Source organism: Paenibacillus sp. ISL-20, from assembly GCF_018613005.1.
In the GTDB taxonomy this organism is placed as follows: domain Bacteria; phylum Bacillota; class Bacilli; order Paenibacillales; family Paenibacillaceae; genus Paenibacillus_AQ.
Genome location: NZ_JAGGRD010000035.1, coordinates 169,462 through 182,070 on the forward strand (window position 1 = coordinate 169,462; position 12,609 = coordinate 182,070).

General features: G+C 46.5%; 13 protein-coding genes. 4 read left to right on the plus strand and 9 right to left on the minus strand.

What is annotated here, in order from left to right; all coding sequences use genetic code 11:
- Positions 1–36: 36 nt before the first annotated feature.
- From J7E85_RS20615 to J7E85_RS20625, 3 genes are read right to left on the minus strand one after another with little or no spacing between them, the layout of a single operon-like run.
- Entirely contained in the window at positions 37–1,143 is a 1,107-nt protein-coding gene (locus J7E85_RS20615; RefSeq protein WP_215160980.1) for a Ger(x)C family spore germination protein, read from the minus strand.
- A gap of 6 nt (positions 1,144–1,149) precedes the next feature.
- Positions 1,150–2,226 carry a GerAB/ArcD/ProY family transporter gene (locus J7E85_RS20620; protein ID WP_251035890.1) on the minus strand — a complete coding sequence of 359 codons (1,077 nt, stop codon included), beginning with the start codon at positions 2,224–2,226 and terminating at the stop codon, positions 1,150–1,152.
- A 6-nt stretch (positions 2,227–2,232) separates the two neighbouring features.
- Positions 2,233–3,732 carry a spore germination protein gene (locus tag J7E85_RS20625; RefSeq protein ID WP_251035891.1) on the minus strand — a complete coding sequence of 500 codons (1,500 nt, stop codon included), beginning with the start codon at positions 3,730–3,732 and terminating at the stop codon, positions 2,233–2,235.
- A gap of 169 nt (positions 3,733–3,901) precedes the next feature.
- Here J7E85_RS20625 and J7E85_RS20630 point away from each other — a divergent pair, with 169 nt between their 5' ends.
- From J7E85_RS20630 to J7E85_RS20645, 4 genes are all read left to right on the plus strand, one after another.
- On the plus strand, positions 3,902–4,684 hold the full coding sequence (locus J7E85_RS20630) for a DUF3889 domain-containing protein (RefSeq protein ID WP_215160984.1): 783 nt from the start codon (positions 3,902–3,904) through the stop codon (positions 4,682–4,684).
- 172 nt (positions 4,685–4,856) lie between these two features.
- Positions 4,857–6,419: an ATP-binding protein gene (locus J7E85_RS20635; RefSeq protein WP_215160993.1), complete on the plus strand. Its 1,563-nt coding sequence runs from the start codon at positions 4,857–4,859 to the stop codon at positions 6,417–6,419.
- 127 nt (positions 6,420–6,546) lie between these two features.
- Entirely contained in the window at positions 6,547–7,797 is a 1,251-nt protein-coding gene (locus tag J7E85_RS20640; protein ID WP_215161002.1) for a multidrug effflux MFS transporter, read from the plus strand.
- Positions 7,798–7,972: 175 nt separating this feature from the next.
- A complete protein-coding gene (locus J7E85_RS20645) occupies positions 7,973–8,905 on the plus strand; it encodes a VanW family protein (RefSeq protein ID WP_215161003.1) in 933 nt (310 codons plus the stop codon).
- Here J7E85_RS20645 and J7E85_RS20650 read toward each other — a convergent pair.
- The 6 genes from J7E85_RS20650 to J7E85_RS20675 form a co-directional block, all read right to left on the minus strand.
- A complete protein-coding gene (locus J7E85_RS20650) occupies positions 8,902–9,726 on the minus strand; it encodes a cytochrome c oxidase assembly protein (RefSeq protein ID WP_215161107.1) in 825 nt (274 codons plus the stop codon). The two genes, J7E85_RS20645 and J7E85_RS20650, sit on opposite strands and share 4 nt — an antisense overlap.
- Positions 9,727–9,733: 7 nt before the next feature.
- Positions 9,734–10,222 carry a DUF2243 domain-containing protein gene (locus tag J7E85_RS20655; protein WP_215161005.1) on the minus strand — a complete coding sequence of 163 codons (489 nt, stop codon included), beginning with the start codon at positions 10,220–10,222 and terminating at the stop codon, positions 9,734–9,736.
- 115 nt (positions 10,223–10,337) lie between these two features.
- Positions 10,338–10,682, minus strand: a complete 345-nt coding sequence (locus J7E85_RS20660) for a styrene monooxygenase/indole monooxygenase family protein (protein WP_215161109.1) — start codon at positions 10,680–10,682, stop codon at positions 10,338–10,340.
- The gene (locus J7E85_RS20665; RefSeq protein ID WP_215161007.1) at positions 10,642–10,992 is read right to left on the minus strand and encodes a hypothetical protein; all 351 of its coding nucleotides are present in this window, start codon (positions 10,990–10,992) and stop codon (positions 10,642–10,644) included. Before J7E85_RS20665 ends, J7E85_RS20660 begins: the two co-directional genes overlap by 41 nt.
- A 42-nt stretch (positions 10,993–11,034) precedes the next feature.
- Positions 11,035–11,172 (minus strand): hypothetical protein, encoded by a 138-nt coding sequence (locus J7E85_RS20670; protein WP_215161009.1) that lies wholly within the window; start codon positions 11,170–11,172, stop codon positions 11,035–11,037.
- Positions 11,173–11,412: 240 nt separating this feature from the next.
- Entirely contained in the window at positions 11,413–12,609 is a 1,197-nt protein-coding gene (locus J7E85_RS20675) for a cytochrome P450 family protein (protein ID WP_215161011.1), read from the minus strand.

The window sequence follows — 12,609 nt, forward strand, 5'->3', positions numbered from 1 at the left end:
CACCCAACAAAGGTAGTGACACTGCCCATTCCCATATTATCGAAACTTGCCGTAATCTTTAATATGCGCTTCAATCGAGCATTCCACCGGGAGCTTTTGAAGCTCTTTCCGCCAGTTCATCTTTTTCCATTGTTCATAGCCAACCCGATTACGAACATGACTGCCGATTCCGAGATTATCCACCTGATGTTTTTTCATCAACGCAATCATGGCATCGCCTTTTTTTGAAATATATTGACTGATTCGCTGCTCTAACTCATGCCGTTCCTGGTCGTTGTTTAACTTGGCATCGCCGATGTATTCCAGAACAGAGCCGGTTACCTTCACATGAAATGTAACCTTCTCAACGCCTTGAACTCCGCGGGTAACCTTGACTTTTCGTGTGCTGATCAATGAACTGAACATGACGTTTTCCTTCTTGCCGTTAATCTCCGTCAGATCAATATTAATTTGGCCTTCTCTGAATTTGCTTTTTAGTAAAGCGAAAACCAATGCGTCCTGAGGTTCGATCTTCGTAACATAACGATCGTCTCTAAACAAGGCGATGCCATTCGTCGTGATGTAATTGTTCCCATGCTTCTTAATAATCGGAGCAACAGGATCTACGCCTTGATCAAAAAAATCCCTGGCGAAATTAAATAACGTGACCTTTGGAATGGTCTGCCCGAATGCTTCCTTCTCAAGCAGCATATCGATATATCGACCTGTACGCGGATGCTGCTTGTAATCATCGATCAACAGTTCACCTGCATTACCATCAACGACACTCACTTTTACCTGTGATGAAATGGAAGGATCCCGAAACAAGGTATCCAGATGACCGTGCAGTCCGTTTTCCGCCAACGAAATACCAAACAGCACATTACGCAATTGTCCGCTCACCAGCAACATCCCCGTTTGTCTGGACATGATCATTCTTGCTTCCTTACTGCTCTTGGCTGTTGCTGTCAGCACTTCGCGCTTAGCGGAAGTCTCCGGATCCGCTTGGGGTATGGAGACCGAGAAGCTTAACTCGCCATTTGGGAGCATATCATAGCTGGTCGTTTGGATGAATCCCAGATCTTCCAAAATGCGTTGATCCCCGCAGCCGAAAATAGGGATGATACACAGTAGGAGGAGCAAGCATGTACATTTTTTTAACATATCTCATCACGCTGCCTTTTTGCGCCGCTGCCATAGCAGCAGAAGAATTAATATCAACGGCATTATGTAGGCGAATCCAATCTGGATATAACCCAGAAACAAAAGCCACTCCCTGATTTTATTCAATATGGTTGGAATGTAGGAGATGAGCAAAGCTACTAAAATGATAAAGAAATAGTGTACATTGATTTTGATCTTCGGGAAGACTCTTTGGGTGCTTTCGCCTGCCGCCCAGAAGTAAAGGACAAGGGAGATAATGGTTGTAAACAGGAAGAAGCCGTAGAAAAGGTTCTCGATTCGCTCAATGAACGGAAGCTTGATGTAAGCCAGAAGATCCAGTAACGGGAATAACATGACCTTAAGCATATCCGAACCAATTACGCCAAACGTAACAAAGCCCGAGAGCGTATAGGATACCGTACGAATTAAATTTCCATAGAATACCGCCCTGAACAGTTTGGTCTTCTTATCGGTATAGGGAAACAAAAGTAAGCACAGCTCATAACCCAAGTATGCCAAATAAATTTGAAAAAGACCCTCGGTCATGCTGTAACTGTCTTTAAAAATATAGGGGGTCAATCTCTCTATTCTGAATTCCCCTACATAATAAAGCAAAAGCAAGCTCATCCAGATGGTGCTCCAGAAGAAAACGGTCGAAGCCTTGGAAATGTTATAGAGCCCTTTGGTCAGCAGCATAAATGCAAGAACATCGATCGCAATCTTGAACACCATGGGGTTGGTTGTCGGGAACGCGAACATCTGAAAGATCAGTACATACTCCTTGGCGACGAGACAGCCGATAAGTGCCCATACCGTACTGATCGCCAGATAGAAGGGGGTCAGAATGAACTTGGGAATGCTTTTCTCCAATATGACGAAGATCGACTGTCCTTTGCCCAGCCGGTACACCCAATACATCATGTATATATTCAGACAGACCAGAAGTGAAACCGGGATGGTGATAAGCCAACCGTTTGTACCAAAATATTGGGCTTCGACCTGGGTAATGCTGAATACATATACACCTGTTTGAATCATATAGATGAGGATCGCGGTGTGAAATTGGGATAGTTTTTCTTTCAATTGTCCTCACCTCTTCATTTTTAACTTCACTTTATTTCTGGCTTTAACTTGGGTTGGCCGCTTGGCCAATGCGGAAAAAGGCAGTCTCATGAATACGTCTTTCCAGTCATAGGGCTCAAAGGGAGCAATGGGTGATAAGTAGGAGGCGCCGACACTCGTCAAACCGCTTAAGTGAATGACTATATAGGCCAAGCCAAGAGCCAATCCCATATTCCCCCATAATCCAGCCATTACAATAAGCCCGAAACGGAAGAGGCGAAAGGATGCGCTCATGACATAATTGGGTATAACAAAGGAAGCAATAGCAGAAGAGGCGACGGCAATGATCAGTATGTTACTGGTTAATCCCGCTTGCACTGCCGCTTGCCCTATGACGATACCGCCTACGATGCCGATGGTCTGTCCAATTTTGGTAGGCAGTCTGGCACCGGCTTCCCGCAACAGCTCGATGGTAGTCTCCATGAGCAGCGCCTCAAAAATCGGGGGAAAAGGCACTTTACTTCTGGACTCTGTCAGTGTCAAGATTAGATTCTCCGGAATCATTTCATAGTGGAAGGAGGTCACCGAGACGTAAAGGGCTGTCAACGTCACCGTAATCAGGAGCGCTGCAAACCTCAAGAACAAGGTTGCCGTACCTATGCTCCACCTTTGGTAATAATCATCGGAGGATGAGAAGAATTCAAAAAAGTTGACCGGGGCGCTGAAGGCAGTGGGGCTCCCGTCCATAATTCCCACGATACGACCCGAAACCAGCTTGGATGCGATCGTATCCGGCCGCTCGGTAGTCAGAAATTGTGCAAAGATCGAATACGGATCATCATCAATGCACTGAATCAGCATATTCGCATCATGGATAGCATCGATTTCGATATCCTTAATTCGCTTTATCACTTCTTTTACGTAGTTCTCATTTGCGATGTCTTGGATGTAAAGAACATAGACATCAGATTTGGTCACTTCACCAACGGACAATTTAATGACTTTGAGATGAGAACTCTGAACTCGCTTCCGGATCAACGACAGATTTGTATAAGCTTGTTCGGTAAAAGCCTCGTGCGGACCAATAATGATGGATTCTGTTTCGGATTCAGCAACCGTACGTGATACCGGAAAAATGACATCGATCAGGTATGCTTTTTCTTCGTAAAAGAAAACCGCCATACCGCCAAGAATGCCTTCAACGCATTTTTTGGTGTCCGTTACTTTTTCAAATTGGGATTGCTCTCTTAACAGCTCCAACGGCGCTTCAGAATTCAATAAAGGAGGGAGCAGGTCACGCTCCAGCCGATCCTCATTGACTAAATGACTGAAATACAGTACATGCAGACGTTTCTTATGGTAGGTTTTATGGACAAAATCGGCGGCATGATCAAATTGATCGATGATATGCTGCAGCGTCAGTGTAACTTCTTCCTGGGGGTTAGGGTCCTGTTGATTTTCGTGAGTTTGGCCTTCTTCAGAATGATCATGGCTAACCAGAAACATGGATTTTAACTTCTGTTTCATCCCCACGCCTTTTCACCTCGGATTCCTGCATAGTCTGTCACAGTGTGTGTACTTTTCCCTGGATTTATCCAACGAATTCCATGTCGAATTAGGAAGAACGTAAGCGGGAATCTTAGGCTTGAGAGACGAACTCCAGATTTATCTAAGAGGTGTAAAGAGGAGGTTTAATATGCTGGGCAGCATCGTATTAGTCGGTGTTTTATCGCTTGGGATAAGTCCTGGTAATGATCAAGGGATTAAAAAACATCAGGATCCCTATGATCAGCAGGCCATCTTTGAATCCGGCGGTGAGCTCGTGGAGGAGGCTATGAGGGACTGCGAGGAACATTTCGGAACATCCGTCTTTTTACCGCCGCTGTTGCCGCCCGTAGCTTTTACGCATCAGTATGGCCGCTGTTATGACATGGAGGGTGGATTGGACGAGCATTTGGAGGTTCACTATCAGAACCGGTATAAACCTGAACATAGCTACAAAATCGAGTTATATCCGTTAGAAAATAAACAGCATCTGAAACATCTATCATTTGAAGAATCGCAACTTTCAGATCATACGACTGCAAAGTTTTACAAGGGACCGATCAATACGCTTCGACTGTTAGTATTCGAAAAGGGGGACTGGCAGTACCTTTTAACTGCTGCAAATCGCGCTTCTTCAGAAATCAGGCAGCAGGAATTGACAGAAATTGCAGAGTCCCTGGTCCATGCCTTGAACAGTAAAGACCCTGTTTATGCTACCTGGGGAACGCTCGCCGTCACGGAAACGAAGCGTAAATACAATATGGATGTCGTCGACTACCTCTATATGGGAAGAACCACGATATCCAATGAGATGGTGGAGGAGAAATTTAAGCTATGGCTTAAGAAAGGCGCTCGTGAATTCGGCGTATATGTAACCGTTGCGTTTCATCCGACAATCCATCAGTTCATATCGATTCGATACGAGGAATTCTAGCTGGTTAGCAGGCACAAACACGATTTTCAGAAAGAGATTCACGTTTGCTGTTTTTGAAAGTGGTGTTTTCCTGCTGTTCAGACGCTTATATATGGTGTACCATATTTGGTGAAACTTGCCTCCGTTATTTCTACATTTTGCGCCAGTAATAGTGATTTAGGAGTGATTCGCTTTGTCGTTTATAGTACTTAAGCTCCTATTTGTTCCCTTGATATCGGTTTTTATCATGGTGTCGTCGGTTTATCTTGGATATCAAACGTCAATCCCTTTGATGCTGCTCACGGCATCGTTACTGTATGCATCCGTCATTTTGGATCGAAAGTTCGAATGGCTTCGCATTCTTCAATTTCTCTTTCTCGGGGCGTTTCATTATGTTAGCCAATTGAATTGGTGTATCTTGCTGTATTACATACTTATCATCAATCTCATTCATAAGAAGGAGCGTTTCATAGAAACGATGCCGCTGTGCCTCCTTATGGTACTTCAATATTCTATTATTCGTCTGACTTACGTGCCTTTTACAAAGTACAATATTCTGGTTTCGGTGTTTGATTGCTTAGCATCCTTTGTCGTCGTGATTTCCTTTCATTTTGTTAACTTTCTCGAATCGGAAAAGAAGAAATTATATAAGCAAAACGATTACCTGACCTATCATGATCCCTTGACGGGACTTCTGAATTATGATGGATATTTGCATAAAGTTCAGCATCTCATTGAGGTGAATAAGCCCTTTCAGTTGGTGTTACTGGACATCAACAACTTCAAATCGTTAAATGCCAAGGACATCTCCACAGCCAATGAGATTCTGATCAGTTTCTCACGGGCAGTGCGCAAACTGTTCCGAAACGATATGCTGGCAGCCTCCCGATATGCGGGAGACCGCTTTGCCATACTGCTGCCCGAGCATGTCAACATCGACAGCAGCATGTTCAAATTTGAAAATATCGGCGTACAGGTGACCTATAGCATCACTTGTTACCCGCATGAAGCCTTAACATATCAAGAGATGATCAGCACGGCAGAAGACCGGATATTTCAAATGCGGCGCAATTCCTGGATGAGAGGCCAGGAGGAGATGATCCGGACGGAAAAGATGAAGATGGTGGGGGAGTTGGCAGCCGGGATGGCCCATGAGATTCGAAATCCCCTTACCTCGATTAAAGGGTTTATTCAACTCTCCAAAAATCAAAGTTATAACATTAAGCCCTGGTATGAAGTCATAATGGGGGAGATTACGCGGGTAGGGGAGCTGACGGCAGAATTTCTACACTTCTCAAAACCCCATGCCAGCAATATGAGGGTAGAATCCCTTACGGACTGTATGACACGAGTCTATTCGTTGTGTGAATCCGAAGCCGCTTCACATGGACATTTATTTATGCTGGATGTAAGCGATGAACCGATCAAGATCGTCATGGATCGTGATAAGATCATCCAGGTGCTGATTAACCTGATCCGTAATTCCTTTCAAGCGATGGAGCACACCGGCTCCGTCCGAATCTCGCTCAGAGCGGAAGAACGAATGGCTGTCGTGGAAATTCAGGACACCGGAAAAGGCATTGCCGATGAAAATCTGGCCAAGATATTTGATCCGTTCTATACAACCAAAGAAGAAGGAACCGGCCTTGGGCTGTCGCTGTGTCAAAAAATTGTGGAGGACCATGGGGGCAGAATAACGGTGCACAGTGAGCTAGAGATTGGCACGACGTTTACCCTGCGGATTCCACTCGCTTAGAAAAAATGGATGGCAATCTACCGAAATATATCCTATGATAGGATAGTTATTTAGCAATCCAAGATGGTTTGCTAAAATTTTATTACTCATGCATCAATGTGTTGCAGGAAAGGAAGTAACAGATCGTATGTCGATGTCCACGAATGAAGCCGGTTCAGCCATGGTTCTAACTCGCAGGAAGAGGCTTCAGTTTGCCTTGATTCTCGGATCTCTTTCGGCTTTCGGGCCACTTTCCGTTGATATGTATTTACCTGCACTGCCCAAGCTCTCCGAAAGTTTGGGATCACCAGCATCGTTGGCCCAATTAAGCCTGACGGCTTTTTTACTTGGTCTTGCTCTTGGACAGCTTGTAGCAGGCCCGCTTAGCGATATCCGGGGGAGAAAAGCACCGCTCATTATATCCTTGATTATTTATTCGATTACCTCCTTGCTGTGCGCGTTTGCCCCAACGATATGGGTTCTGGTTGCGCTTCGGTTCGTGCAGGGAGCAAGCGGAGCAGCCGGTATCGTCATATCCAGGGCTGTCGTCCGGGATTTATATACCGGTACGGAGCTGACCAAATTTTTTACGTTGCTGATGCTGATTAATGGTTTGGCACCCATTATCGCTCCTGTATTCGGGGCGTTTATCCTTAATTTCGTCTCTTGGCGCGGAGTTTTTGTTGTCTTGTTCCTGATTGGATTGCTGATGCTGCTCGCTGTATGGTTTGGTCTTCCGGAAACGCTCACTCCGGAGAATAGGGCCAACGGAGGGATTAAGCAAACCTTCCGTACCTTCGGCACGCTGATTAGGGACCGCGTATTTGTCGGCTATGCGCTTTCCCAAGCATTCGTATCAGCCGCGATGTTTGCGTATATCTCAGGGTCACCTTTCGTACTTCAGGATATTTTCGGCGTATCCCCTCAAATGTACAGCTTGTTCTTTGCCGTTAACGGGGTTGGCATTGTCCTGTTCTCTCAAATTACGGGTAGATTGGCCTCCCGCACAGGGGAAACCAAATTGTTGACAACGGGTCTTGTCATAGCGGCCTTTGGCGGCACTTCGTTGTTCGCGATCACATGGCTCGGCGGCGGATTGCTGCTGATTGCACCGATGCTGTTCCTGATTGTTTCTGCCGTTGGCATGGTCAGTGCAACGACAACTTCACTGGCGATGCAGAAGCAAGCAGCCCACACTTCAGGCAGTGCGTCCGCACTTCTTGGATTACTGCCATTGTTATTAGGTGCAGCCGCAAGTCCACTTGTAGGCCTGGGAGACGGAACAACTGCTGCCCCAATGGGAACCGTCATCGGGATTGCAGAATTGCTGGCCGTAAGCTCGTTTTTGTTCCTTGTTATGCCCTTTAGTCATAGGAAAGAGACGCCAGTGTCCTTGTAAAATAAGTCATAACATACAGAGAAACCCGCACTTCATGGTGCGGGTTTCTTTTGCTTATAAAACAATCTGAATGAATTACCTGTAATGCAATCATAATACCAGAGAGTAAACGAAACCGGACATATTACGTAAACGCGAATAGAGAAAAACACAACGATAAAGCAGGTGAACCAGCTTGAGATGGATGTCAGTCCTTGGTCTATTGTTTATGCTCCTGCAAGGGGATGAACCGGATAACAGCGATTTAATGATAACGCAAGAAGGTAAAGTCATGGCAAGCGTGAGCCGGAGCGACCATGCGCTTGATGTTTTCCCCCTGCTGGATATGGATAAATACAATCAATGGGTAGATGCACTTGATCGGAAAACCTATCTGGAAGCCCGGAACGCCCGGATTGGCAGCAGTGGCCAGATCATTCCCGGGCAGAATGGTCATAGACTGGATCGACGCAAACTGCTGGAGCAATATTATTCCTATTGGTACGGCACTGGGGGCGCTACCGTCGAAGCGCCGAGGTATCCGATTTATCCGAAGGTAGATACGGAGCTTCTGGCCTCCCTTCGGGTGAAACCGATAGGTTACTATGTCACCTATTTTAATTCCAACAACAAAAATCGTTCCCATAATATCGCGTTAGCCGCTCAGGCGATTGACAGTGCAGTCGTGTTTCCCGGAGAAACCTTCTCGTTTAATCAGGTGGTTGGCATTAGAACGGTGGACAGAGGGTACAAACGAGCTGGCGTTATCGTCAGAGGCGAATTATCGGAGGGAGTGGGGGGAGGGATCTGTCAGGTCTCTTCCACACTGTATAATGCTATCGACCGTGCAGGCTTGCAGATTGTAAAGCGATACTCTCACAGCCGGAACGTACCTTATGTGCTCCCGGGGCGCGATGCTACGGTGAGCTGGGGAGGACCGGATTTTGTTTTTGAGAACGCCTATAATCAGCCCATCCTCATCCGCGCATTCGGTAATGGGGGAAGGATGACCGTTGCCATCTACTCTTCTGAACTCATTGAATATAAGCCGCGTAATGTACCGAGCATATCCAACGTGCTGCCGCAGGAGACGAGTGACACCAAGAATAATCCGGTTAACGGTGATTAATCCAAGGCTTGGAGCATGGATGCGACAGGTCGCGGGCGCGCCGACTTATACCATTGCATACACAGCCAAAACACTAGAATGAGATCAATCGCGTCTCCACCGTAATACATCAGCATTCCACCCAGCTCGGCCTGTTCCGAGGAGATGCCGTCTGGCGGATGGGCATATATGTATTTGGACAATATCCCATGTCCGGCAATGGCGATCATTAGGATGATCGCACGAGCCTGAAAGCTGTGACGGTGGGGGGCCACATCCACGTAAAGCAAAGAGACCGTAAATAGATACCCTGCTGCAAAAACATGAAAATGCACTATGATATGAAGTAAAAGGCTGTGATGCATGGCCATGAATAAGCCGGTTGTGTACAAGACCCATAGTCCACCGATATTCAGCAAGGTCGCTACCGCCGGATGAGCAACGATTTGGGCTGGCTTGCTCTTCAGCAAACGAGTGATCCGTCTGGCGAAAGGAATTGGAGTAGACCTTAGAAGCAGCGTCATCGGTGCGGAGAATGCAATCAACAGCGGCCCCAGCATACCGAGCAGCAGATGTCCGAGCATATGGATTATAAAGCTCGTAGGAGCGAGTCGTGCTAGCGGACCGATCAGCGACAAACCAATGCAAAGCATTCCCGCAACCCAACAAACATAACGATAGAACGGCCAATTTCGGTAGTTTCGATTGGAAACCGCAGCCGTAACTATATATAGAAGCATGAGAAGCGCAAAGATTAAACCACCGATGATCCATTCCCATGACGTCCATGAAGCAGAGCTTCCGGACAATCCAGCCCCAAGAGCAAGAGTATGGTTACTCATCATGAGATCAGGCCTCCCCGGATAGAGCGCGGTTTTGAGTTCGCACGATGAGAATTATACCAACTAGGATCATGCCCGCAGCAATCAGGTTCCAGACCCAATCGTAGGGACGGATATCGACATTATAACGAATCTGGTGCAGCCGCATCCATTTATGCTGAATGATACCATCATACAGCTGGAAGGCGCCGCCTCCAAGCAGGATACCGCCAATCCACCGTTTCAACCAGAACGCATGCCGGCGGTGCAGATCGGCAAGCATGAACGAGGATCCGATGGTAGCAAACCAGCTGAACGCGTGAAACAGTCCATCGGAGACAAGTCCGATATCGCTTGTCAACTTATCATAGAAATGATGCCAATGCAGCAATTGGTGGAACACAACTTCATCGATAAAAGCGACCAGACCTAATCCGAATAAGATTCCAGACCATAAGTTACGCGCGGAGTATCTTATGCGCTTGGATTGATTTTCTTTGGTTTTAGCAGACTTCATTTGGTTCAGCTTCTTTCATTTGATGGAAATTTTGAGGTGTTTCATTCAAAAAAGGTTTCTATTAATAATTTTACCCATTTTCACCATATCAATAACCCTAGTCATGGAGCTTGGACTAGGGATCGATTATTTCATATTTAGGATTTAGGATCGGCGTAATCGCGGTTTGAAGAAAGGCGTTCTCATCGATGAGTGCAAACCGATCAATATCAGTTCGTTCATATATAGGATGAAAATGCTCTTCAATTACATTCGCCATACGTGCCACAAATTCAGAAGAGTTCTTGATGCCTTTAAAAACATCCAATACTCCTTCAGGCACAGCATCAATGAATAAGATGGTGGCATGACCTGCATCGGTAATAGCGGGAATCTCGAACATTTCACCGTTCCCCGGAAGAACCGTAATTGAAATACCCTCAGGCTCTAAGGGCTGTACTCCGGTAAAATAACCAACGATGTATTTCCGCTGAGGCGCTTGGTAGGGAGTGAGTCCCCGTTTCTACAGGAAATGGTGCCAGCGGCCCGGCTTTTCCCGTTGCGTCGATGATGAGATTGTAGGATGAGGTCAGGTCCGGAAGATCTTCCGGCTTCAAACGCCCGTTTATAAACTTCACGCCTTGCTCAGCTAAATCATGCATCGATTTGGCGAAGCGCAAGCGCTGGTCCACCGATGCGGCGATTCCGGAAAGATTACCTGTGAACAGTTTTTGTTGACCTAACTGAAATTGAATGGTGCTGATTGGAGGCGCGTTATCCTTGGCAGGCATGTTAAAACGCCACTCGCGTTCTAATGTGGGATGAAAATGAATCTACGTGGATCGAATTCTCCCATCAAGGATGTTCTGCGGCTCTTCATAATGATGTACCGTGACATCAAAATCATTCTTCAGAGAATAGGCAAGCTGGATCCCAGCGGTACCGCAGCCGATTATACCAATACGTCTCATTACATCAGTCCTCCTTGAAATAGCTTTTAAATAGAATACAGTGATGGGGATTGGATAAAAAGGGTGGAATTAACTATTATTCATTCCGGCATGTGAACTAAAGGGTACATGTTAATATAATGAAGATAAGTTTACATAATGTTTAATATGTAACCAAATAAGTTTACAACATAGTCAAAAAGGCGAATCCTGTTAGGGGTTCGCCTTTTTCATGGAAGCAGTCATTCATGTTGTTGCACATTAGGCATGAAGTGAAATCGGAATCTCCTTCACACCGCGGACAATCATACCCGGTCTCCATTCAAGCTCATCGATGTCCCGTTGCAGCTCAAAGTTGGGGTAGCGACGGAGCAGCGTGTTGATTGCGATTCCACCCTCCAGTCTGGCGAGGGGAGCTCCCAGGCAGAGATGAATCCCTTTGCCGAAGGCTAAATGCTGGCTCTTCTCCCGGGTAATATCAAAGATATCCGGGTCCTCAAATTGTGAGGCATCCCGATTAGCGGAGTTCAAAGCGATGACAACCAAGTCGCCTTTCTTCATGTGAACGCCATGAAAATCCATATCCTCCGCCGCCCAACGGGAGGTGCTGAATTCAACGGGACCGTTGTAGCGAAGCATTTCCTCAATCGCGCCATGAATGAGTTCGGGTTGTTCCTGCAGAAGCTTGCGCTGTTCCGGATGCTCCAATAACGCAAGCACTCCATTACCGATCAGGTTCACCGTCGTTTCATGACCGGCTATGATCATCAGGGTGACGACGCCATATAACTCCTGTTCGGATAAGCGATCACCCTGATTCTCGGCAACGACCAGCTGACTGATCATATCATCGCCCGGCTGTTCGCGAACCTTGGCGAACCAATCCTTCAAATTAGCGATAAATTCATTCATATGCTGGACTACTTGCTCGTTCATTTCCTGGTTGGAGGCGCCGATGATGGAGTTGGACCATATCCGGAACTTGTCTTGGTCCTCCGTAGGCACGCCAAGGATTTCACTTATCACGATAATGGGAAGTTTGAACGCGTACTCATCAATGAGATTTATGGTGTCTTTGGAGGAGACAGCATCTAGCAGGCTGTCCGCGATCTCTTGAATATGGCCCCGCATATCCGCGATTCGCTGTGGCGTAAAGCCCTTTTGGACCAATCCGCGAAGCCGTTTGTGATCCGGTGGATCGGAGAACAGCATGTTAGTGCTGAACACGCTGGTCTGTTCCTGCCCCATTGCTTTAGCGACGTCTTTACTAAATCGGTTATCCTTGAGCGCTTCAACAGCCTCCTCGTAATTGCTGATCAGCCAGCCGAAACGTCCATCGGGAAATTGCAGATTTAGTATGGGATCGCTTTGCCTCAATTTCTCGTATACAGGATAGGGGTTATGGGTGAATTCCTTCGTAAACAATGCATTTTTCAGAGATTCGTTCGCATTTGTCAT